The following is a 22,042-nucleotide window of genomic DNA, read 5'->3' as shown; positions in this document are numbered from 1 at the left end:
CTTTTCAGTGGAGACGCAATTTATGCCTTCTTTCCCCTTTATTGAACCCTTCCGACCACCAGCTGTTTACATATTGCTCACACATATAATAAAGGGATTCGCTCATAACCGCTTCCGAACCATGACCCCAATAAAGGAAAAAGTTATATAATGTATCCACTAAATGCTTATGCTCTTTTTCACACCTTTGGCGGACCTGATCCAGCGATTCGCCATAGCGCCCAAAACGGCTATAGTTGGCCCCCAGCAAATAGGCTTCAATCGCTACATCATAGCAGGCCTCTTCAATTCCGGCATTCATCATCAAACCGGTAACAAATCTGGATGAGCCAAAAAATTGCTGCACTTTCTCTTTCAATGCTTTTATCGAAATTTCCCGAAGGACTGATTTTTCATATTTGATTTGCTTTTCTCTTTTTTTCTCTTTAAATGTCGTTATAACAGTCACTGCTTTCTCACCCCTTGAAGATAGTCTTTATCTGCGGCGGGAGAGAAATGCAAAATGCTGACACGAATTGGACTGCCAATTTTTTATGGGGTTAGATAACGAAAAGCATCAGCAGGAGCTGATGCTTTAAAAACACTTTTATCGAATCTGTCCATTTCCGGTCATGAGATATTTGCGGGTTGTTAATGCTGGCAGCCCCATTGGTCCTCTAGCATGGAGCTTCTGTGTGGATATGCCAATTTCAGCACCAAAGCCCAGAGCGCCTCCATCTGTGAATCTGGTCGATGCATTATGATACAATGCCGCAGCATCTGTCAGCTGCATGAACTTTTTGGCTGTTTCCCCATTTTCCGTAATAATCACCTCAGAATGCATTGTTCCATATTGGTCAATATGATCGATGGCCTGTTCAAGGCTATTAACAGTTTTCACCGCTAAATCAAGGCTTAAATATTCATTTGCCCAATCACTATCACCAGCTGGCACCACATCAGGCAGTGCAGCAGCTGCAGGCTCATCACCATGTACGGTTATACCGTGCTTCTTCAGAACTTCTGTAAGCAATTCTTTATGCTGGTTAAGCCATCCTTCATGAACAATCAGCGTTTCTGCTGCATTACAGACTGCCGGACGGTCTGTTTTGGCATTAATCAGGATATTGATCGCTTTTTCAGCATCCGCTTCCTTATCCACATAGATATGGCAGTTTCCAACTCCTGTTTCGAGTACAGGCACCGTCGCATTCTCAACCACTGCTTTAATAAGGGATGCGCCGCCTCTCGGAATTAAGACGTCAATATGCTCTTTCATTGTGAACAGCTGCTTTGTCGCTTCTCTGTCTGCTGTGGCAATGAATTGGACAGCTTCTTTAGGTATCTTAGTTTTTTCAAGAGCATCATGAATGATCTCAACTATAGCCTGATTCGAATTCAGGGCTGATGATCCGCCTTTTAGGACAATGGCATTTCCTGATTTCAAAGCAAGACCTGCCGCATCGGCAGTTACATTGGGTCTTGCTTCATATATCATGCCGATGACACCAAGCGGAACACGGACCTCTTCCACCTTCAGCCCATTATCCAAAGTCCAGCCAGACATGACGTCTCCAATCGGATCGGGAAGTTCAGCTACCTGGCGAAGGCCAGCTGCAAATTCAAAAACCCGCTCTTTAGATAATGACAGCCGATCTATATATGCCTCTTCGAATCCTTTTTCCTTGCCGTTTTTTAGATCGGCCATATTGGCTGCAAGAATTGATTCATATCCAGTTTCCAAAGCATCTGCAACTGTATGGAGTGCTTCGTTCTTTTCTTCCGTTGTTAAAATACTTAACGTTCTGGCAGCCTTCCTGGCCTTTTTTGCCTGTTCTTCTACATTATTTATCTTTACTGCTGATGCAGTAGTCATTGAATCCCTCCTAATAGTTTAAACAAGTGCCGGCAGCTTAAAGTCGCGGGAACATACAAACGTTTCCTGAGCAATGGCCGGTTCAAGCTCTTCATCTGCTGTATGGTCACTTAACTGTTCGTTTGAATAATTAATGCGGCCGAGGCCGATTTCTTTTCCCTCTTCATCCAGAATGCGGACAACTGCGCCATCCTTAAATCGCCCTTTTACTTCCTGAATATCAGAGCGATACAGGTTTTCTTGATGTTCCACAATGGCCTCTATCCCATGGGAACTGATGGTCACCTTGCCTTCAGGGCCTGAGTGGAATGCAATCCACTGTTTCTGATTATCCAGATTGAACGCATCCGGTTCCGGCTTAAAGTAGGTTCCTTTTGCCCTGCCTTCCACAGCTTCCATTAAAATATTTTCCGTACCTGCTTTTCCTAAAAAGGAGTCAATTCCCGCAGCCATCGCAATTTTCACTGCCTGGATTTTTGACTTCATGCCGCCTGTTCCTACAGCACTTCCAGATCCTCCTGCAGCAGATTCAATTTCAGGTGTAATGCTGTGAACCCTCTCCAGAAGGCTTGCATTAGGATTGTCATTGGGGTTGCTGTCATAGAGGCCGTCAATGTCTGATAAAATAATCAATAAATCAGCATCGATCAGACCGGCCACTTTTGCCGCCAGGGTATCATTGTCCCCGAAGCGCAAGCGGTCAACCGTAACCGTGTCATTTTCATTTATAATCGGAATGATTCCGCGCTCAAGCAGCACATTCAAGGTGTTATGCATATTGCCATAACGCTTTTCATCGGAGAAATCGCTTCTTGTAATTAAGATTTGTGACGCTACATAACCATGAGATAAAAAGAGTTCTGAGTAAGATTCCATTAATAAGCCCTGGCCAATTGAAGCTGCAGCCTGTTTTTCCGGAAGGGAAGAAGGACGGTCAAGGCAGCCTAGCTTCCGATAGCCTGCTGCTACAGCACCTGATGACACAACAGCTGTTTCATAGCCAGCATCCTTCAGCTCGACAATTTGCTCCGCAAATTTTTCAAGCTTTCTGCGGCTGATCTCCCCATGCATGCTTGTTAGTGAGCTGCTTCCGATCTTAATAACAACTCTTTTTATCTGCTTTTCTTTAATCAACATCCAATACCTCCTGTGAACTTATAAATCCCATCTCCCTTAGGAAGTGACAAGGGCGCCTTCCAATTCTTTGCTGATCTCCTTTGAACGTTTGGCGGCATGCTCCACTGCCTGTGTGATGGCTTCGCCTCCATTGTATCTCCTTAAGGCTTCAAGTCCTGAAGCGGTCGTGCCATTTGGAGAAGTCACTTTCTCTCTAAGAGAAGTTGGAGCTTCTTCCTTTTCAAGCACCATCTTAGCTGCTCCAAAAATCGTCTGGGCGACAATTTTTCGTACGGTCTCTTCATCCATACCTTTTTGTACCCCTACCCGCTCCATATTTTCCATCAAATAATAGAAGTAAGCAGGGCCGCTTCCAGCTAAACCCGTAAAAACATCCATTTGGTCTTCATCGATGAGATAGACTTCCCCCATGCATTCCAGCAATTCCTTAACCAATTCGACATTGGCCATGCTGGTTTTCTTGCCTGCCACGACAGCCGTCGCAGATTCCTGAATCATGCTCGAAGTATTCGGCATCACACGCACAACCTGCTGTCCCGGATTTAAATGGTCTTCCATGAACTCAGTTGTAATGCCTGCCAAAACAGAAAGAATCACCTGGCCGGGATGTAATTTATCTTTAATCGAACAAAGGGCTTCCTCTGCACCTTTTGGTTTCATGGCTAAAATGAATAAATCTATCTGCTCAAATGGAAGCTCGCTTTGCGGCATCACACTCACACCGTACTTATCATGAATCTCTTCCAGTCTGTCTCCATTGCTCCTATTCGTTACAAATACTCGATCGGGTGACATTTTTTCTGCTGTAATGACTCCCGAAATCATTGATTCCGCCATTGACCCTGCTCCTAAAAAAGCAATTGTTTTATTGGCTAACATGGACATCCTCCTTAAGATGAACAAACTGTTCGTATAACCGTTCGTATTTTATCAACGTTATCTATCGTAACATGCTCAAATACATATTCAAGGGTATTGGGGAAAGACGGGAGGATATGGGCGAGATAGTGAAAGAAAACGTTAACATTTATCTGTGAACATCACCTTAGACTCTCTCAAGCTGGATAATCCCTTCTACGGCCGATATTTGCTGAAATAAAAATTTCCATTTATTTCATATTTAGCTCAAACAAAAGTGTCAGTGAAAAGACGAGCACCTTTATTAAGCTTAACACTGGCTTGATAATGACCACTTAAATAAGAGGACTTTTATGTAATAAAAAAGACTCCAGCTTTTGGCTAAGAGTCTTGTGCCATGAATTTCAAACTAGGGGCTTAATATAACCGCTGATTATTATAAAGCAAATCAGATGTTAGAAAAACTCCTACTGGCGGCAGCCCACCTGTTTTGGTTGGGGGTCCGGTAAGAGGAATATCTGTAGCAGCAACCCATTCTCCACTCTCCCCTGCCTGTAAGGAAGGAGCCTTCATGAGAAATCTTCCGCTTAATATTAAATGACGGATCCTAATGGCTGGATCATCAAAGTTTTGCAATAAACCAGAAAATGAAGCAAAAGGGGTATCAAAACTAACCCTTTGTGTGTTTTCATCCCATGATCCAGTGATTAAAAGCGGTGTACCTCTGAAATTGGCTGTACCCGTTACCCTATTGCCTGAGATCGAATCAAATGTAAGAACACCCATTACCATGGGTCTCCCTGCAATATTGGTGCTAAGTCCCCATCGCGACGGAATGGGTAAACTTAACGAAGTATTTATAGCGACGTTCAAAGCAATCTCTCCCTTAATATATGGACCTAGTTAAAGTATATGCAGCACATAGCTATTTGGAGATTATCTACCAAAATGTGAATCTAATCGCTCTGCTATTCCTTGAGTTTGATGGTGAAGAGGAAAGCCATTAAGCAGGTGGAATAGGGGATAACAATAAATGAGTCTTTGTAACGTGGATTAATGCTTTAAGAACTGCGGAACACTACTAAGAATTTACTTTCCTCCATCTCATGCAGAGTTCTGATTCAAATTTATTGGCCTCTTCGAGGAAGAATTGAAGATGCCCTAGCTTTTTTAGCCCTCTAAACAGGTGTTTGGGATAATTGGAACTAATCTTAAAGCTATTTACATGGTCTATTACTTTAATTTTGTTTTCATTCGTTATGAAAATATGGCGCAGTCGTGCGTCTACTCTCGTAAAGTTTAATCGCTCCATTTCTTTTAGCATCATTACTATTTCTTTAATTATTTCGTTACTGAGTTTACCTTCTTTTTCTAAATAGTTATTTAATGTTCTGCCCTTTATATACTCCATAACATTATAATTAGGGCCTGTTTCATATATTTTTGGAAAAAAACGAGATGACGTTGCAGACCTGAGCACTTTTGCTTCCATCTTGGCATGCTTTTCTTTTAAATAAATTTTGATGCATCTATCAGGAGACAATTTGTATACTTTACCCTGAGATCCATAGCCAATGAGTTCATTTTTTGTTTCTATCTCTTTAATATTGATTTTTGTCCACATCCTTATCTCATAGTTTGTATTAATAATATATATTATGTGGATGATTAATTCTTGTCCTCCGCAAAACCCTTAATTTATGGAAGAAAGTGTGGATTAGGTCAGGCTAATACTTTTTAAACAATAAAAAAACCCCCAACCAAAAGTTGAGAGTCTTTGAAACGCTGATAATTAACGCTTTGAGAACTGAGGAGCACGACGAGCACCTTTAAGACCGTATTTCTTACGCTCTTTCATACGTGCGTCACGAGTTAATAGTCCTGCGCGCTTTAATGTTGGACGGAATTCTGGATCTGCTTGAAGCAATGCACGAGCGATGCCGTGGCGGATTGCGCCAGCTTGACCAGTGTATCCACCGCCGTTTACATTTACAAGAATGTCGTAGCTGTTAACAGTTTCAGTAGCTACAAGCGGCTGTTTTACAACTTCACGTAAAGCTGCAAAAGGAATGTAATCTGTGATTTCACGACCATTGATGATGATTTTACCGTCGCCTGGAACTAAACGAACACGTGCAACGGAGCTCTTACGACGACCAGTACCAATATATTGAACCTGTGCCAAGTTAATAACCTCCCTAAAAATTATCCACGAAGTTCGTAAACTTCAGGTTGTTGTGCTTGGTGCTTATGTTCGCTACCAGCATATACGTGTAATTTCTTGAACATTTGACGACCAAGAGAGTTCTTTGGAAGCATGCCTTTGATTGCAAGCTCAAGCATTCTCTCAGGGTAGTTTGTACGCATTTCAAGAGCAGTTCTTGTTTTTAGACCGCCTGGGTGCATGCTGTGACGGTAGTAGATCTTGTCAGTAAGCTTTTTCCCAGTAAGTTCGATTTTTGAAGCATTGATAAGAATTACATGATCACCAGTATCAACATGTGGTGTATAAGTTGGTTTATGTTTACCACGTAGAATTGATGCAACTTCACTAGCAAGACGACCAAGAGTTTTGCCTTCAGCATCAATCACGTACCATTTACGTTCGATATTGTTTGAATTCGCCATAAACGTTGTACGCATCAGTTTCCCTCCTAATAATTCCATTCATAATCATTTTTTGGTTTATCTATTCGACACAATAAGTTCCGGGGCTTATCGTGGTTTTAATAATAATACCATATGCTATAATATAACTTTGACAGTCCAATGTCAAGCGAATGTTACACCTGGTTTAGTTGTTTTAAAATCTTTTTTTATATGAGTTTGGCTTTACAACGCGCCCTCGCGGTTCCTCATTTGTTTTTTCCAAAATTTTAATAAAAAACTTTCCACAAATATAAACCTTGGGGAGGCGCTGTTTTTCCTGCAGCTGATCTGTTTTTTTCCTTAAGAACAGATGGCATGGAATCGGGGTCTCTTTCCCCTGAGCCAACTTCAAGAAGTGTGCCGGCCAGAATGCGGACCATATTATATAAGAATCCGGTGCCTCTAAAGCGGAAGATTAGCATATCCTCATTTTCGTGCACCTCTACCTCCTGAAGTTCCCTGACCTTATCCTCCACTTCCGTCTTGGCGGAGCAGAAGCTTGTAAAATCATGTGTCCCTATTAAATCCGCTGCCGCTTGTTTGATAGCATCCGTATTTAAGTGATACGGGTACTGATAGGCATAATGACGTTTAAAAGGGTCTCTCCCGGAGGTTCGATGCACGAAGTACCGGTATTCCTTCCCTTTCGCATCAAAACGGACATGGAAGTCAGCAGCCACTGTCTCCGTCCCTATTATGGCCACATCATCCGGCAGCAGTGAATTAAGGGCGATTTCCCATTTTTTAATAGGAATATTCAAAGGGGAATCGAAATGGATCACCTGGCCCCTTGCATGGACACCCGCATCGGTTCTGCCTGAGGCAGTAACCTTGATGTCTTCACCTTTATGAAGCTTCTTTAAGGCCCTTTCCAGCTCTCCCTGTACAGTCCGCTTGCCAGGCTGCACCTGATAGCCTGCAAAATGGGTGCCGTCATACGTCACATTACATTTAAATCTTTGCATAAGGTCACCCCATTACGTCCTCAGCAGGATTAACACCAGGGTCAGGGCTGCAAGCATTGCCAGCATTGCCGTATCCTTCAGACCCCAGTTAAGCTGCCTGTATTTCGTTCTGCCTTCCCCACCTCTATAGCCGCGTGACTCCATCGCTACAGCAAGCTCTTCAGCCCGTTTAAACGAACTGACAAACAAAGGGATCAAGAGAGGAATAATGGCTTTAATACGGTCTTTAATCGGACCGCTTGTAAAATCGACTCCCCTGGCTGTCTGAGCTTTCATGATTTTATCCGTTTCCTGCATGAGTGTCGGGATAAAGCGAAGGGAAATCGACATCATTAAAGCCAGTTCATGCACCGGAAACTTGATTTTATTCAATGGAGCCAGCAGGCTTTCCAGACCATCCGTAATTTCAATCGGGGTCGTGGTCAAAGTCAGAATGGAAGTCATCAGAATGAGAAGGAAGAAGCGTAATGAAATGAAAATCCCCTGTCTCAAACCTTCTTCATAGATTGTAATCCAACCAAACCGAAAGAGAACTTCACCCTCTTTTGTCAAAAACAAGTGGAGGAATAAAGTAAAAATAACAAGCAGAAGGACCGGTTTTAACCCTGTATAGATAAACCGGATCGGCACCTTCGATAAAGCAATCATCAAAAAGGTATAAACCGTCAGTAAGCCGTACGTCAGCATATTATTTGCCAGGAAGACAATGCACACGAATAACAAAATAAGGACTAGCTTAGAACGGGGATCCATCCTGTGGAGGACAGATTCGGCCGGAACATAACGCCCAAAAATCATTTTATCCATCATTTAGGTGCCCCCCTTTTCATCGCAGCAGCAATCTCATCCGTCAGCTCATCCATTGTCAGACATGTCTTAGAGAAACGGATGTTAAGTAATTTTTCCATTTTCAGCTGAAAACGGACAACCTCCGGAACATCGAGGCCAAGCTTAAGCAAGCCTTCCGGTGAAGAAAAGATTTCTTTAGGCGTGCCCTTTTTGTACACTTCCCCGTTATGCATGATGACAATCTGATCAGCATAGCGGGAGGCGTCCTCCATGCTATGTGTAACGAGCACCGTCGATAGCCCTCTTGTCCCATGCAGGCTGTAGAACATATCCATGATTTCTTTTCTGCCCCGCGGGTCAAGCCCTGCAGTAGGCTCATCCAGGACAATGACATCAGGCTCCATTGCCAGCACTCCGGCTATCGCCACCCGTCTCATTTGGCCGCCTGACAGGTCAAATGGGGACTTGCGCAGAATTTCCTCCGGCAGACCCACCTGGCTTATGGCCGCACTTGCTCTTTTTTTGGCTTCCTCTTCTGACACTCCGAAGTTCATCGGGCCAAAGCAAATATCTTTCTCGACTGTTTCCTCAAACAGCTGATGCTCAGGAAATTGAAACACGATTCCGACCCTTTGGCGGATTTCCTTCAGGTTTTTCTGTTTCTTTTCCGAGGTGATCATCCGCTCTCCAATCACTACCTGGCCTTCTGTCGGTTTAAGCAGGGCATTTAAATGCTGGAGGACAGTCGATTTGCCTGATCCGGTATGACCGATGATTGCCAGAAATGTGCCTGATGGAATATCGATGGAAACATCCTTTATCGCGAGGCGTTCAAATGGCGTATTGACCTGATACCGGTATTCTACATTTTGGAGTGAGATGTCCATAATTCTTCCACCAACTCTTCTTCAGATAAATAATGCCTTGATAAGGGCAATCCTTTTTCTCTTAATATCTTGCTTAGCTTCACAGGAAAAGGAATATCCAGGCCCAGCTTTACAAGCTCTTCATCCATTTGAAAGATTTCCTCAGGTGTGCCTTCCCGATATAACTGTCCCTTGTTCATAACCACGATGCGGTCAGCCTTTGCAGCTTCCTCCAAATCATGAGTGATGGAGATGACTGTCATGTGATAATCCTGCTTCAGCTCTCTGACGGTTTCGAGCACCTCTTCACGCCCTCTTGGGTCAAGCATGGAGGTTGACTCGTCCAGAATAATAATGTCCGGTCTTAAGGCGATGACGCCTGCAATGGCCACCCTTTGTTTCTGGCCGCCAGATAGATGGTGCGGCTCTTGATTAAGAAATTGTTCCATTTTGACTTTCTCCAGTGATTGCGCAACACGCTGAACCATGTCATTTCTTTCAATTCCATGGTTTTCTAAACCAAAAGCCACATCATCCTGTACAGTCGTTCCGACAAACTGGTTATCCGGATTCTGAAAAACCATGCCGATCTTCTTTCTGGTTTCCCAGACGGTCTCTTCGGTCAATGGAATTCCGCCTACTGTTATACTGCCTTCCAGAGGAAAGTGCAGGCCATTCAGCAGTTTGGCTAGTGTTGATTTCCCCGAACCATTATGGCCGACAATAGCAAGCCATTCCCCTTTCAATATATTGAAAGAGACATTGTGCAGCGCATATCCAGTCTCTGCATCGTACTTAAACGAAACATTTTTCAATTCTACCAGCGGCTCGTTCATGTGAAGTCCTCCTCTCAGCTCTGCTTCTCTATTTCAGCTCTGCTCTAATATTTTAATCCTAATGAAAAAACCCGCCATTGTTGGCGAGCTTTAAATAGTTCGATAATAGGTTATGTTACCGGATAGCAAGCGCTGAATGATACCATTCTCCCACACTTGTAATACACAAGAAAATCTGGATTTCTGCTATCTAAGCTTATTGGATGCCTATTATGCCTCCCTATTAAAAGCTCATACTGACGCAGTATGGTGGTTGGTTCTTGCTATTCTATGACTGTTCAGAGACCTCGATTTCCTTATGGTTTATGAACAAAAGAAATTTAAAAAAGCCTGCACCTCTTTCCGTCAGGCAGTAAACTGCCGGGCGCAAATCTTCTTTCCGGAAGAGGTGCATGAGCTAGACAAGACAGTGTACCAGGTGGTGCGGAATCTATTACTCAACCATCCCTATTTAATAGCTGTACATGCTCATCGTAACGCTCGTTTTTGGCCTGATGTGGGCGTTCCTAACATATTAAGGAAACAGCCGCTTTTATAGAAAAAGGGCAAAGAACAAGTTCAATGAAACCGTCCCGCGCCCTTTCCTTAAAAATTATACTAACTCGATGATTACCATTGGCGCACCGTCTCCACGACGAGGTCCAAGTTTCATAATACGAGTGTATCCGCCTTGGCGCTCTTCATAACGAGTTGCGATGTCGCTGAATAATTTTTGAACTGCATCCTGGTCAGTTTCAGCGTTAGCTACCTCATTGCGAACAAAAGCAGCTGCTTGACGGCGTGCATGCAAGTCGCCGCGCTTTCCAAGAGTGATCATTTTCTCAACAACTGAACGAAGTTCTTTTGCACGAGCTTCAGTTGTTTCGATGCGCTCATTGATGATTAGATCTGTTGCTAAGTCACGCAGCATAGCTTTACGTTGTGAGCTAGTGCGTCCTAACTTTCTGTATCCCATGAAAGTTTCCCTCCTTTGTTGAAGTCATTCAATCTGCTGAAAGCTAACATATAAAGATGATGAATCAATTCACATCAATCAATCGTCTTTGCGTAAGCCCAGTCCAAGATCTTCTAATTTATGTTTTACTTCCTCAAGTGACTTTCTGCCCAAGTTACGGACCTTCATCATATCCTCTTCAGTCTTATTGGCTAATTCCTGAACAGTATTGATGCCAGCACGCTTTAAGCAGTTGTAAGAACGTACAGATAAGTCAAGTTCTTCAATTGTCATCTCAAGTACTTTCTCTTTTTGGTCTTCTTCTTTTTCAACCATGATTTCGGCATTTTGAGCTTCATCAGTTAAACCGACAAAGATATTCAAATGCTCAGTTAAGATCTTCGCTCCAAGTGCAACCGCATCTTGAGGACCTGTACTTCCGTCAGTCCAAACATCGAATGTTAACTTATCATAGTTAGTCATTTGACCCACACGTGTATTCTCTACCTGATAAGAAATGCGAGATACTGGAGTGTAGATGGAATCGATAGGAATCACACCGATTGGCTGATCTTCTCTCTTGTTTTGGTCAGCTGGTGTATAGCCTCGTCCGCGTCTTGCAGTTAAACGCATGCGCAGGTGGGCATTCGAACCTAGAGTAGCAATATGAAGATCCGGATTAAGGATTTCAACATCGCTGTCATGAGTTACGTCAGCTGCCTTCACTACACCTTCACCCTGAACATCGATTTCCAATGTTTTTTCTTCATCAGAGTAGATTTTAAGTGCTAGTTTTTTAATGTTTAAAATGATAGATGTTACATCTTCTACGACGCCTTCAATTGTTGAGAACTCATGAAGTACCCCATCAATTTGGATCGATGTGACAGCGGCACCTGGGAGTGAGGATAAAAGGATACGACGTAAGGAGTTACCCAAAGTTGTACCATATCCACGCTCAAGTGGCTCGACGACGAACTTGCCGTACTTGGCATCATCGCTGATCTCAACCGTTTCGATTTTTGGTTTTTCTATTTCGATCATCAAAATATACCCTCCTTCAAAACGTCGAAACCCCGGCTAGCAATCTCTAACCGAAATTCCCCCATGTATACGTTCCCGTTTTGTGCACAACAACTGGAATAATTGTTCTGTATAACTAAAAAATTAGTATCATATCCCATTATAGACAAGGATACAAATTCTATACAGAAAAATTATACACGGCGGCGTTTTGGTGGACGACATCCGTTATGAGGAACTGGAGTTACGTCTCTGATAGCAGTAACTTCTAGACCAGCAGCTTGAAGAGCACGGATAGCAGCTTCACGTCCTGCACCAGGTCCTTTAACAGTTACTTCAAGGGTTTTCATACCGTGTTCCTGAGAAGTTTTAGCTGCAGTTTCAGCTGCCATTTGCGCTGCGAATGGAGTAGATTTACGAGAACCTTTGAATCCAAGAGCTCCAGCACTTGACCAGGAAACAGCATTTCCATGAACATCAGTGATAGTTACGATTGTGTTATTGAAAGTAGAACGGATATGTGCAATACCTTGTTCAATATTCTTTTTCACACGACGCTTACGTGTATTAGTTTTACGAGCCATTTAAAGTTACCTCCTTTACCGATTATTTCTTCTTGTTCGCTACAGTCTTACGAGGACCTTTGCGAGTACGAGCGTTGTTTTTTGTGTTTTGTCCGCGAACCGGTAAACCACGGCGATGACGTAGACCGCGATAGCTTCCGATCTCCATTAGACGTTTGATGTTAAGTGATACCTCACGGCGAAGGTCACCTTCAACTTTCAATTTGTCGATGATGTCACGGATTTTGTTAAGTTCATCTTCCGTAAGATCACGAACACGAGTGTCTTCAGAAACACCAGCTTCAGCCAAAACTTTTTGAGCTGTAGATTTACCAATACCAAAGATATAAGTTAATGAGATTACTACACGTTTTTCACGTGGAACATCTACACCAGCAATACGTGCCATTGTATAAGCGCACCTCCTTCAAATTAACCTTGTTTTTGTTTATGTTTAGGGTTTTCACAGATAACCATTACTTTTCCACGTCTGCGGATAACTTTACACTTTTCGCAGATTGGTTTAACTGATGGTCTTACTTTCATTATCCTAACCTCCTTAATAGTACGGAGTGCAATGATTATTTAAAACGATATGTGATTCTACCGCGTGTTAAATCATATGGAGATAGCTCAACTGTTACTTTATCTCCAGGTAAAATGCGGATGAAGTGCATACGGATCTTACCGGATACATGAGCTAGCACTGTATGACCATTTTCTAATTCTACCTTAAACATTGCATTTGGCAAAGTATCAACAACTGTGCCTTCTATTTCAATTACATCGTCTTTCGCCATTGAACGATTCTCCCTTCTTCATGTCATATACGAATTCATTTGCATACTTTGCAAGCGCAAAGCGCAACTTTCCGTTTGTTACACGGCCGGTCTCCTCGAGACTGGTCTGAACTTCTGGAGAGATATAATTAAGCAATTGCAGATGCTGAATGTTCTTTTTCTTCGGGCAATCGAATTTCTTCCTGCCGCCGTCAGCAAGCATAACAAACCTTTCATCCATCAACCTTATAATTATAGCATATTGACCAGCATCGCGCCCGCTTTTGATCAAAACAATTTGACCAGGCTGCGGATTCGTATCAGAACCAACCAATGGAATCACCTGCACCTTAGGCTTTTGTTAATATTTCATAACCGGATTCAGTGATCGCTATTGTATGCTCAAAATGGGCACACCTATTACCGTCAACCGTCACAACTGTCCAGTTATCGGTTAAGGTTTTAACATAACGACTTCCTGCATTCACCATAGGTTCAATAGCAAGTACCATACCCGGCTTTAAGCGCGGCCCTCTGTTAGGCGGTCCATAATGAGGAATTTGAGGATCCTCATGTAAGTCTTGCCCTACTCCATGGCCGACATACTCGCGTACAATGGAAAAGCCATTAGATTCCGCATACGTTTGGATAGCATGGGAGATGTTCGACAAGCGCTCACCCGGTTTTGCTTCTTCAAGACCCTTATATAATGATTCCTCTGTCACATCCATCAGACGCTCGGATTCCTCATCAATTTGGCCAATAGCATAAGTCCAGGCTGAGTCACCATGATAACCGTTATATTTAGCACCGATATCAATGCTGATTATATCACCGTTATTTAAAACTCGATCACCAGGAATCCCATGAACAAGTTCATCATTAACTGAAGCACAAATGCTGCCACGGAAACCATTATACCCTTTAAAAGACGGGATTGCATCGTGTTTACGGATAAACTGATCAGCAATATCATCCAGTTCGCGGGTTGTGATGCCGGGTACAATATGTTTCTTCAGTTCCTGGTGTGTAAGTGCTACGATCCTGCCGGCCTCACGCATTATATCAAGTTCACGCGGGGTTTTGCAAATGATCATTGTAAGCCCCCGAGCAAAGCATCAAGATCAGAAAATACTTTATTAATATCTTGCTGACCATCAATATTGCGCAGATATCCTTTCGTTTCGTAGAAATCAAGCAACGGCTTTGTCTGTTTAATATTAACGTCAAGTCTATTCTGAACAGTAGCTTCATTATCATCAGCACGCTGATACAGCTCACCGCCGCAGCGATCGCACACTCCGTCCTTCGCTGGGGGATTGAATACTAGGTGATAAGTAGCTCCGCAGTCTTTACAGATGCGGCGTCCGGTAAGACGTTCCATTAGAATGCTCTGATCAACATCAATATTAATGACATAATCAATTTTCTTATTCAAATCAGAAAGGATGTTTTCAAGGGCATCTGCTTGGGCAACCGTTCTTGGGAAGCCATCCAGCAAAAAGCCTTTTTCGCAATCATCCTTGCTTAAACGTTCACGGACAATGCCGATTGTTACTTCATCAGGAACAAGCTCGCCTTTATCCATGAATGATTTTGCTTTAAGGCCTAGGTCCGTTTCGTCTTTAATAGCCGCACGGAACATATCTCCAGTAGAGATATGAGGGATGCCGTATTTTTGGACGATCTTCTCGGCTTGTGTACCTTTTCCGGCACCAGGGAGCCCCATTAAAACTAAATTCACGTCAATTTCCCCCTAGTCTCTAAATGGTATAAGGGAACGAGACGCCCCCTACAACCAAATTATTTAATGAAACCTTTATAATGACGCTTAACAAGCTGTGCTTCAAGCTGCTTCATCGTTTCAAGTGCAACACCGACAACGATCAGCAGGCTTGTGCCTCCAATTTGCGCAGATTCAGGCAATCCAGCGATATTAATGAAGAATACCGGCAGGATTGAAATGACTGTCAGGAAGAGCGCACCGACCAATGTTAAACGGTATAAGACGCGAGTCAAATATTCCTGCGTGTTATTTCCTGGACGGATGCCCGGGATATAACCGCCCTGCTTCTTCAGGTTTTCCGCAACTTGTTCCGGATTTACCTGAATGAAAGCATAGAAATAAGTAAAAGCAATGATTAATGCACTATAAATGACCATTCCGATTGGAGACGTGTAGTCAAATATTCTTTGAATCCATAGTGTCACATCATTCTGCTCAAAGAAACCTGCAATGGTTCTTGGCGTGATGATGAATGAAATCGCAAAGATTACTGGAATTACACCAGCTGCATTAACTTTTAACGGAAGATGAGTCGATTGTCCGCCAGCAGAATTTTTTCCTGCTGTTACACGCTTAGCGTATTGAATAGGAATTTTTCTTAATGCCTGTTGGATGAAGATCGTTCCCACTACAATAGCAATGACTGCAACCAGTATAAGCACGACTGTCACAATGCGAAGGAATAGCTGCTCTCCAGCATTTTCAAACTGCTGAGCATAGATCTGGTTAACCGTTGAAGGAATACCAGCTGCGATACCCGCAAAGATAATGATGGAAATACCATTGCCTACACCTTTTGATGTAATCTGCTCACCAAGCCACATTAGAAAAGCAGTCCCGGCAGTCAATACTACAGCAATCAATAGATAAGAGGTAATTCCCGGATTTTGAATCAGCATTCCGCCTGCTAGGTTATTAAACCCATAAGACATACCGAGAGCCTGGATAAAACCAAGCACGATAGTAAAGTAACGGGTAAACTGAGCTAACTTACGGCGTCCAACCTCACCCTGCTTAGACCATTCCGTAAACTTAGGAACAACATCCATCTGCAGAAGCTGCACAATGATGGATGCCGTAATGTACGGCATAATGCCCATCGCAAGGATCGAGAAGTTTAGGAGCGCCCCGCCGCCGAATGTATTCAGAACACCGAATACATTAAGTTCATCCTGGGCTTTTAATAGATCTGCATTTACGCCCGGTACAGGGATAAATGTACCGATGCGAAATACAATCAGCATTAAAAGGGTGAAAATAATCTTTCGTCTTATATCACCCACACGCATAAAATTGGAGATTGTCTGAAACATTAAATCACCTCAGTTTGACCGCCGGCAGCTTCGATAGCTTCCTTTGCAGCAGAGGAGAATTTATGAGCTTTAACTGTAAGCTTTTTCTCAACTTTGCCTTTTGCAAGAATCTTGATTCCTGCTTTTTCATTGCTTACTACACCAGTTTCGATAAGAAGCTCAGGAGTTACTTCTGCTCCATCTTCGAAACGGTTTAAAGCATCAAGGTTCACAACCGCGTATTCTTTACGGTTGATGTTAGTGAAACCGCGCTTAGGCAAGCGTTGGAATAAAGGTGTTTGACCACCCTCGAATCCAGGACGGACACCGCCGCCAGAACGAGCGTTTTGACCTTTATGACCCTTACCAGCAGTTTTACCATTACCGGAACCGATACCACGGCCTTTGCGTTTGCGTTCTTGACGAGAACCTTCTGCAGGCTTTAATTCATGAAGTTTCATGTTGGCACCTCCTTATTTGTAGAAGAATAGAATTATTTTTCTTTTACCACAACAAGGTGAGCAACTTTGTTGATCATTCCGCGGATAGCAGGATTATCTTGATGCTCAACTGTTTGGTGCATTTTGCGTAAGCCAAGAGCCTTAACTGTTTCGCGCTGGTCTTGCGGGCGACCAATCACGCTGCGAGTGAGGGTTACTTCTAGTTTATTCGCCATTTGATATCCCTCCTTATCCTAACAGTTCTTCTACTGATTTACCACGTAATTTCGCTACGTCCTCAGCACGTTTTAATTGAGTTAAACCGTTCAAAGTGGCGCGAACCATGTTGATTGGTGTGTTAGTACCTAAAGATTTAGATAAGATATCACCAACACCAGCTAATTCCAGAACCGCACGAACAGGACCTCCGGCGATTACTCCAGTACCTTCAGAAGCAGGCTTAAGAAGGATTTCTCCAGCACCGAAGTGACCGATTACCTGGTGAGGAATTGTAGTTCCAACCATAGGTACTTCGACTAAGTTTTTCTTAGCATCTTCAATAGCTTTGCGGATTGCTTCAGGAACTTCCTGTGCTTTACCTGTACCAAAGCCAACGTGACCGTTTTTGTCACCTACTACTACAAGAGCAGAGAAACGAAAACGACGTCCACCTTTAACAACCTTTGCTACACGATTAACCGTAACTACGCGCTCTTCAAGTTCAAGTTTGTTTGGATCAATACGACGCATCTTTTTGTGTCCCTCCTTTGTCTATTAAAATTCTAAACCATTTTCACGTGCTGCATCAGCTAATGCTTGAACACGTCCATGATATAGATAGCCACCACGATCGAAAACGACAGCTTTAACGCCTTTTTCGACTGCGCGCTTTGCAACTAATTCTCCGACCTTAACTGCTGCATCAACGTTGCCAGTCGCATCAAGGTTTACTTCTTTATCTTGTGTAGAAGCACTTGCTACAGTAACTCCGTTTACATCATCAATAAGTTGAGCATAAATGTGCTTGTTTGAACGATACACATTTAAACGAGGACGAGCCGCAGTTCCAGAAAGTTTCGCACGCACACGAGCATGTCTTTTCTTACGAACTGCATTTTTATCAGCCTTCGTAATCATTTCGGTCACTCCTTTCGTTTACCTAAGCGGCATTACTTACCAGTTTTACCTTCTTTACGACGAACATATTCACCTTCATAGCGGATACCTTTACCTTTGTAAGGCTCTGGAGGACGAACATCACGGATGTTGGCAGCCAATGCGCCAACACGCTCTTTGCTAGTACCTTTAACAATGATCTTTGTGTTAGATGGCACTTCAACTTCAATACCTTCTTCAGGTTCGATTTCAACAGGATGAGAGTAACCAACGTTTAAAACAAGCTTTTTGCCTTGTTTTTGAGCACGGTAACCGACACCGATAAGCTCTAGTCCTCTTTCGAATCCTTTTGACACACCTTCAACCATGTTAGCTAGAAGTGCGCGAGTAGTTCCGTGCAATGCGCGGTGTTCTTTCGCATCAGATGGACGGGAAACGTTGATTACGTTCTCCTCCACCTTGATTTCGATATCCTGGTTGAATGAACGGGAAAGTTCACCTTTAGGACCCTTCACAGTAACAGTGTTATTGTCATTAGTAACAGTAACACCAGATGGAATTTCGATTGGTTTTTTACCTATACGAGACATTTAATTGCACCTCCATTCATGAAAAACTCTATTACCAAACGTATGCTAAAACTTCTCCGCCGACTTGTTTAGCGCGAGCTTCTTTGTCTGTAAGAACTCCTTGAGAAGTAGAAACTAGTGCGATTCCAAGACCGTTAAGTACGCGAGGTACTTCATCAGCCTTTGCGTATACACGAAGACCAGGCTTACTGATACGCTTAAGACCAGTGATTACGCGTTCGTTGTTTGAACCGTATTTTAAGAAAATGCGGATGATGCCTTGCTTGTTATCCTCGATAAGCTCAACATCACGTACAAAACCTTCACGCTTTAAGATCTCAGCAATTTCCTTCTTGATGTTAGAAGCAGGAACTTCTAATTTTTCGTGACGAACCATGTTCGCATTACGGATGCGAGTTAGCAAGTCTGCAATTGGATCTGTCATGACCATTGTTTTTACCTCCTTCCCATACTTGGGGTTTACCAGCTAGCTTTTTTCACGCCAGGAATTTGTCCTTTATATGCTAATTCACGGAAACAAATACGACAAAGCTTAAATTTACGGTATACAGAATGTGGACGTCCGCATCGTTCGCAGCGAGTGTACTCCTGTACCTTGTGTTTAGGCGTGCGTTTTTGCTTCGCAATCATTGACTTTTTAGCCACGTTTTCGCCTCCCTCTATTTAGCGATTACTTTTGGAATGGCATTCCAAATTGAGTTAAAAGTTCACGAGCTTCTTCATCAGTGTTAGCTGTAGTTACGATAACGATATCCATACCACGAACTTTGCTTACTTTATCGTAATCAATCTCAGGGAAGATCAACTGTTCTTTGACACCTAGAGTATAGTTACCACGGCCGTCAAATGACTTCTTAGAGATACCGCGGAAGTCACGTACACGTGGAAGAGATACAGATACTAACTTATCAAAGAACTCATACATGCGCTCTCCACGAAGAGTAACTTTCGCACCGATTGGCATACCTTCACGTAGACGGAAGCCAGCGATAGATTTCTTAGCGCGAGTGATAACCGGCTTTTGACCAGTGATCAATGTTAATTCCTCAACAGCTTTATCTAGTGCTTTAGCGTTTTGAACAGCGTCACCAACACCCATGTTGATAACGATTTTTTCAAGCTTAGGTGCTTGCATAACTGATTTATAGTTAAACTTGCTCATTAGAGCAGGAGTAATTTCTTTTGAATGCTTTTCTTTTAGGCGGTTCATTCATTGTACCTCCCTTCTTCTTTGAACTATTTATCTAGAACTTCACCGGATTTTTTTGCAACACGTACTTTTTTGCCATCAACCGTTTTATAGCCTACACGAGTTGGTTCACCAGATTTAGGATCGACAGGCATAACGTTTGATACATGAACAGGTGCCTCTTGGCTGATGATTCCGCCCTGCGGGTTCATCTGAGAAGGCTTAGAGTGTTTCTTTACAATGTTAACTCCTTCAACAAGCACTCGGCTTTGTTTAGGGAACGCTGCAAGAATAACGCCCGTTTTGCCTTTATCCTTACCAGAGATGACCATAACTTTGTCACCTTTTTTCACATGCATCTGTGCGCACCTCCTTAAAGGCAATTTGATTTGTTATTTATAATACTTCTGGAGCTAAAGATACAATTTTCATGAAGTTGTTTTCACGTAGTTCACGGGCAACCGGTCCGAAGATACGAGTTCCGCGTGGTCCTTTGTCATCACGAATAATTACACATGCGTTTTCATCGAAACGAATGTAAGTACCGTCATTACGGCGTACACCGCTCTTAGTACGAACAACTACCGCTTTAACAACATCACCTTTTTTAACAACGCCACCTGGTGTTGCTTGTTTCACTGTACAAACGATAACATCACCGATGTTAGCAGTCTTGCGGCCAGAGCCACCAAGAACTTTAATTGTTAGTACTTCACGAGCACCAGAGTTGTCAGCAACTTTTAAACGTGATTCTTGTTGAATCATGTGTGTAACCTCCCTTCGGGATAAACCTTATTCCGAACAATTAGATTATAACTGCTTTTTCAACTACTTCTACAAGACGGAAGCGTTTAGTCGCAGATAGTGGACGAGTTTCCATAATACGAACGATATCGCCAGTTTTTGCTTGGTTTTGCTCATCATGAGCTTTGAACTTTTTAGAGTACTTAACGCGTTTACCGTAAAGTGGATGCTTTTTGTAAGTTTCGACAAGAACCGTTACTGTCTTATCCATTTTGTCAGAAACGACGCGTCCAGTGTAAACTTTGCGTTGGTTGCGTTCACTCATTGTGCGAACCTCCTCTCAATATCACTTGCTAAAGCCGATTTCTCTTTCACGAATAACAGTTTTCATGCGGGCAATCGCTTTGCGTACTTCACGAATGCGAGCTGTGTTTTCAAGTTGTCCAGTCGCCAATTGAAAGCGAAGGTTGAAAAGCTCTTCTTTTAATGATTTAACTTTTTGTTCAATTTCGGCAGTGGTAAGGTCACGAATTTCATTAGCTTTCATTTGATTCACCACCAATTTCTTCTCGTTTTACAAACTTGCACTTAACTGGAAGTTTGTGTGATGCAAGACGTAATGCTTCACGAGCGATCTCTTCAGATACACCAGCGATTTCGAACATTACTTTACCAGGCTTAACAACTGCAACCCATCCTTCTGGAGCACCTTTACCGGAACCCATGCGGACTTCTAGAGGCTTTGCAGTGTAAGGCTTATGCGGGAAAATTTGAATCCAAACCTTACCGCCACGTTTCATGTAACGAGTCATTGCAATACGTGCAGATTCAATTTGACGGTTAGTGATCCAAGAAGCTTCAAGAGCTTGAAGGCCATATTCACCGAAGTTTACTTCAGTTCCGCCTTTTGATTGACCACGCATTTTTCCGCGGTGTACACGACGATATTTAACGCGCTTTGGCAATAACATATTATTTGCCTCCTTCCCCAGTTTTCTTCTTAGTAGGAAGGACCTCTCCACGATAGATCCATACTTTTACGCCCAATTTACCGTAAGTTGTATCAGCTTCAGCTGTAGCATAATCGATATCAGCACGAAGAGTATGAAGTGGAACTGTTCCTTCGCTGTATGATTCTGAACGAGCGATATCAGCACCGCCTAAACGACCAGATACCATTGTTTTGATACCCTTAGCGCCAGCGCGCATTGCACGTTGAATAGTTTGTTTTTGAGCACGACGGAAAGATACGCGATTTTCTAATTGACGAGCAATGTTTTCCGCAACCAATTTCGCATCAATATCTGCTCTTTTAATTTCAAGAATGTTGATATGAACACGCTTGCCAGTTAATGAGTTAAGTGACTTGCGAAGTGCTTCAACCTCAGTACCACCTTTACCGATAACCATTCCTGGTTTCGCAGTGTGGATAGTGATGTTCAGGCGATTAGCAGCACGTTCAATTTCTACTTTAGAAACAGAAGCATCGCTTAAGCGCTTTGTGATGTACTCACGAACCTTAAGGTCTTCGTGTAAAAGATCAGCATAGTCTTTGCCTGCGTACCATTTTGACTCCCAATCACGGATGACACCGACACGCAAACCGACTGGATTTACTTTTTGACCCACTG

The 22,042-nt window shown here is 42.9% G+C and carries 36 protein-coding genes; all 36 read right to left on the bottom strand.

The features are described 5' to 3' along the window. Positions 1–4: 4 nt before the first annotated feature. Positions 5–448: a YbaK family protein gene (locus IRB79_RS02150; RefSeq protein WP_243506503.1), complete on the bottom strand. Its 444-nt coding sequence runs from the start codon at positions 446–448 to the stop codon at positions 5–7. Positions 449–586: 138 nt separating this feature from the next. Continuing rightward, positions 587–1,855, bottom strand: a complete 1,269-nt coding sequence (locus IRB79_RS02145) for a glutamate-5-semialdehyde dehydrogenase (RefSeq protein WP_279401045.1) — start codon at positions 1,853–1,855, stop codon at positions 587–589. An 18-nt stretch (positions 1,856–1,873) separates the two neighbouring features. Next, on the bottom strand, positions 1,874–2,992 hold the full coding sequence (gene proB, locus IRB79_RS02140) for a glutamate 5-kinase (RefSeq protein WP_243506501.1): 1,119 nt from the start codon (positions 2,990–2,992) through the stop codon (positions 1,874–1,876). 36 nt (positions 2,993–3,028) lie between these two features. Then, the gene (proC, locus tag IRB79_RS02135) at positions 3,029–3,871 is read right to left on the bottom strand and encodes a pyrroline-5-carboxylate reductase (RefSeq protein WP_243506499.1); all 843 of its coding nucleotides are present in this window, start codon (positions 3,869–3,871) and stop codon (positions 3,029–3,031) included. Positions 3,872–4,267: 396 nt separating this feature from the next. Continuing rightward, positions 4,268–4,636 carry a hypothetical protein gene (locus IRB79_RS02130; RefSeq protein ID WP_243506497.1) on the bottom strand — a complete coding sequence of 123 codons (369 nt, stop codon included), beginning with the start codon at positions 4,634–4,636 and terminating at the stop codon, positions 4,268–4,270. A 295-nt stretch (positions 4,637–4,931) separates the two neighbouring features. Continuing rightward, positions 4,932–5,474, bottom strand: a complete 543-nt coding sequence (locus IRB79_RS02125) for an AarF/UbiB family protein (RefSeq protein ID WP_243506496.1) — start codon at positions 5,472–5,474, stop codon at positions 4,932–4,934. A gap of 168 nt (positions 5,475–5,642) precedes the next feature. Next, positions 5,643–6,035: a 30S ribosomal protein S9 gene (rpsI, locus tag IRB79_RS02120; protein WP_009336614.1), complete on the bottom strand. Its 393-nt coding sequence runs from the start codon at positions 6,033–6,035 to the stop codon at positions 5,643–5,645. 20 nt (positions 6,036–6,055) lie between these two features. Beyond that, the gene (gene rplM, locus IRB79_RS02115) at positions 6,056–6,493 is read right to left on the bottom strand and encodes a 50S ribosomal protein L13 (protein ID WP_009336613.1); all 438 of its coding nucleotides are present in this window, start codon (positions 6,491–6,493) and stop codon (positions 6,056–6,058) included. Between the two features lie 233 nt (positions 6,494–6,726). Beyond that, positions 6,727–7,464, bottom strand: a complete 738-nt coding sequence (gene truA, locus IRB79_RS02110; protein WP_243506495.1) for a tRNA pseudouridine(38-40) synthase TruA — start codon at positions 7,462–7,464, stop codon at positions 6,727–6,729. Between the two features lie 12 nt (positions 7,465–7,476). Next, a complete protein-coding gene (locus IRB79_RS02105) occupies positions 7,477–8,274 on the bottom strand; it encodes an energy-coupling factor transporter transmembrane component T family protein (protein WP_243506494.1) in 798 nt (265 codons plus the stop codon). Next, a complete protein-coding gene (locus IRB79_RS02100) occupies positions 8,271–9,140 on the bottom strand; it encodes an energy-coupling factor ABC transporter ATP-binding protein (protein ID WP_243506493.1) in 870 nt (289 codons plus the stop codon). The genes IRB79_RS02105 and IRB79_RS02100 overlap by 4 nt, the downstream gene beginning before the upstream one ends. Next, complete coding sequence (locus IRB79_RS02095) at positions 9,116–9,955, bottom strand: energy-coupling factor ABC transporter ATP-binding protein (RefSeq protein WP_243506492.1); 840 nt, start codon at positions 9,953–9,955, stop codon at positions 9,116–9,118. The genes IRB79_RS02100 and IRB79_RS02095 overlap by 25 nt, the downstream gene beginning before the upstream one ends. Before the next feature lie 592 nt (positions 9,956–10,547). Beyond that, positions 10,548–10,910 (bottom strand): 50S ribosomal protein L17, encoded by a 363-nt coding sequence (rplQ, locus tag IRB79_RS02090; protein WP_009336608.1) that lies wholly within the window; start codon positions 10,908–10,910, stop codon positions 10,548–10,550. A 78-nt stretch (positions 10,911–10,988) separates the two neighbouring features. Continuing rightward, on the bottom strand, positions 10,989–11,933 hold the full coding sequence (locus tag IRB79_RS02085) for a DNA-directed RNA polymerase subunit alpha (RefSeq protein WP_009336607.1): 945 nt from the start codon (positions 11,931–11,933) through the stop codon (positions 10,989–10,991). 173 nt (positions 11,934–12,106) lie between these two features. Then, positions 12,107–12,496, bottom strand: a complete 390-nt coding sequence (gene rpsK, locus IRB79_RS02080) for a 30S ribosomal protein S11 (protein WP_053433176.1) — start codon at positions 12,494–12,496, stop codon at positions 12,107–12,109. Between the two features lie 22 nt (positions 12,497–12,518). Continuing rightward, entirely contained in the window at positions 12,519–12,884 is a 366-nt protein-coding gene (gene rpsM / locus IRB79_RS02075) for a 30S ribosomal protein S13 (protein WP_009336605.1), read from the bottom strand. Positions 12,885–12,907: 23 nt separating this feature from the next. Next, positions 12,908–13,021 carry a 50S ribosomal protein L36 gene (rpmJ, locus tag IRB79_RS02070; protein WP_000868344.1) on the bottom strand — a complete coding sequence of 38 codons (114 nt, stop codon included), beginning with the start codon at positions 13,019–13,021 and terminating at the stop codon, positions 12,908–12,910. A gap of 35 nt (positions 13,022–13,056) precedes the next feature. Next, positions 13,057–13,275, bottom strand: coding sequence for a translation initiation factor IF-1 (gene infA / locus IRB79_RS02065; protein WP_009336604.1), 219 nt, complete (start codon positions 13,273–13,275; stop codon positions 13,057–13,059). Beyond that, on the bottom strand, positions 13,253–13,588 hold the full coding sequence (locus IRB79_RS02060; RefSeq protein WP_243506491.1) for a KOW domain-containing RNA-binding protein: 336 nt from the start codon (positions 13,586–13,588) through the stop codon (positions 13,253–13,255). Before IRB79_RS02060 ends, infA begins: the two co-directional genes overlap by 23 nt. Before the next feature lie 16 nt (positions 13,589–13,604). Next, complete coding sequence (gene map / locus IRB79_RS02055) at positions 13,605–14,351, bottom strand: type I methionyl aminopeptidase (protein ID WP_243506490.1); 747 nt, start codon at positions 14,349–14,351, stop codon at positions 13,605–13,607. Beyond that, a complete protein-coding gene (locus IRB79_RS02050) occupies positions 14,348–14,998 on the bottom strand; it encodes an adenylate kinase (RefSeq protein ID WP_009336601.1) in 651 nt (216 codons plus the stop codon). Before IRB79_RS02050 ends, map begins: the two co-directional genes overlap by 4 nt. 59 nt (positions 14,999–15,057) lie before the next feature. Beyond that, the gene (gene secY, locus IRB79_RS02045) at positions 15,058–16,353 is read right to left on the bottom strand and encodes a preprotein translocase subunit SecY (protein WP_243506488.1); all 1,296 of its coding nucleotides are present in this window, start codon (positions 16,351–16,353) and stop codon (positions 15,058–15,060) included. Continuing rightward, positions 16,353–16,793: a 50S ribosomal protein L15 gene (rplO, locus tag IRB79_RS02040; protein ID WP_009336599.1), complete on the bottom strand. Its 441-nt coding sequence runs from the start codon at positions 16,791–16,793 to the stop codon at positions 16,353–16,355. The genes secY and rplO overlap by 1 nt, the downstream gene beginning before the upstream one ends. Positions 16,794–16,825: 32 nt before the next feature. Continuing rightward, positions 16,826–17,008, bottom strand: a complete 183-nt coding sequence (gene rpmD, locus IRB79_RS02035) for a 50S ribosomal protein L30 (RefSeq protein ID WP_009336598.1) — start codon at positions 17,006–17,008, stop codon at positions 16,826–16,828. 13 nt (positions 17,009–17,021) lie between these two features. After that, positions 17,022–17,522 (bottom strand): 30S ribosomal protein S5, encoded by a 501-nt coding sequence (rpsE, locus tag IRB79_RS02030; RefSeq protein ID WP_009336597.1) that lies wholly within the window; start codon positions 17,520–17,522, stop codon positions 17,022–17,024. Positions 17,523–17,546: 24 nt separating this feature from the next. Then, positions 17,547–17,909 carry a 50S ribosomal protein L18 gene (gene rplR, locus IRB79_RS02025; protein ID WP_035332285.1) on the bottom strand — a complete coding sequence of 121 codons (363 nt, stop codon included), beginning with the start codon at positions 17,907–17,909 and terminating at the stop codon, positions 17,547–17,549. Positions 17,910–17,941: 32 nt separating this feature from the next. Next, positions 17,942–18,478, bottom strand: a complete 537-nt coding sequence (gene rplF, locus IRB79_RS02020; protein ID WP_206845689.1) for a 50S ribosomal protein L6 — start codon at positions 18,476–18,478, stop codon at positions 17,942–17,944. 31 nt (positions 18,479–18,509) lie between these two features. Beyond that, positions 18,510–18,908 (bottom strand): 30S ribosomal protein S8, encoded by a 399-nt coding sequence (gene rpsH / locus IRB79_RS02015; RefSeq protein WP_009336594.1) that lies wholly within the window; start codon positions 18,906–18,908, stop codon positions 18,510–18,512. A 29-nt stretch (positions 18,909–18,937) separates the two neighbouring features. Next, positions 18,938–19,123 (bottom strand): 30S ribosomal protein S14, encoded by a 186-nt coding sequence (gene rpsN / locus IRB79_RS02010; RefSeq protein WP_009336593.1) that lies wholly within the window; start codon positions 19,121–19,123, stop codon positions 18,938–18,940. A gap of 25 nt (positions 19,124–19,148) precedes the next feature. Beyond that, a complete protein-coding gene (rplE, locus tag IRB79_RS02005; RefSeq protein WP_009336592.1) occupies positions 19,149–19,688 on the bottom strand; it encodes a 50S ribosomal protein L5 in 540 nt (179 codons plus the stop codon). A gap of 26 nt (positions 19,689–19,714) precedes the next feature. Beyond that, positions 19,715–20,026, bottom strand: a complete 312-nt coding sequence (gene rplX, locus IRB79_RS02000) for a 50S ribosomal protein L24 (RefSeq protein ID WP_009336591.1) — start codon at positions 20,024–20,026, stop codon at positions 19,715–19,717. Positions 20,027–20,063: 37 nt separating this feature from the next. Continuing rightward, positions 20,064–20,432, bottom strand: a complete 369-nt coding sequence (rplN, locus tag IRB79_RS01995; protein WP_009336590.1) for a 50S ribosomal protein L14 — start codon at positions 20,430–20,432, stop codon at positions 20,064–20,066. Positions 20,433–20,472: 40 nt separating this feature from the next. Then, entirely contained in the window at positions 20,473–20,736 is a 264-nt protein-coding gene (gene rpsQ / locus IRB79_RS01990; protein ID WP_009336589.1) for a 30S ribosomal protein S17, read from the bottom strand. 21 nt (positions 20,737–20,757) lie between these two features. Next, positions 20,758–20,958, bottom strand: a complete 201-nt coding sequence (gene rpmC, locus IRB79_RS01985) for a 50S ribosomal protein L29 (RefSeq protein WP_009336588.1) — start codon at positions 20,956–20,958, stop codon at positions 20,758–20,760. Continuing rightward, positions 20,948–21,382 (bottom strand): 50S ribosomal protein L16, encoded by a 435-nt coding sequence (gene rplP, locus IRB79_RS01980; RefSeq protein WP_009336587.1) that lies wholly within the window; start codon positions 21,380–21,382, stop codon positions 20,948–20,950. The genes rpmC and rplP overlap by 11 nt, the downstream gene beginning before the upstream one ends. A 1-nt stretch (position 21,383) precedes the next feature. Then, positions 21,384–22,040, bottom strand: a complete 657-nt coding sequence (gene rpsC / locus IRB79_RS01975) for a 30S ribosomal protein S3 (RefSeq protein WP_009336585.1) — start codon at positions 22,038–22,040, stop codon at positions 21,384–21,386. Positions 22,041–22,042: the final 2 nt, after the last annotated feature.

It is taken from the genome of Cytobacillus oceanisediminis (assembly GCF_022811925.1).
GTDB classification, from domain to species: Bacteria; Bacillota; Bacilli; order Bacillales; family Cytobacillaceae; genus Cytobacillus; species Cytobacillus oceanisediminis_D.
The sequence above is the reverse complement of the archived record's forward strand: the minus strand, read 5'-3'. Positions and strand labels throughout refer to the sequence as shown.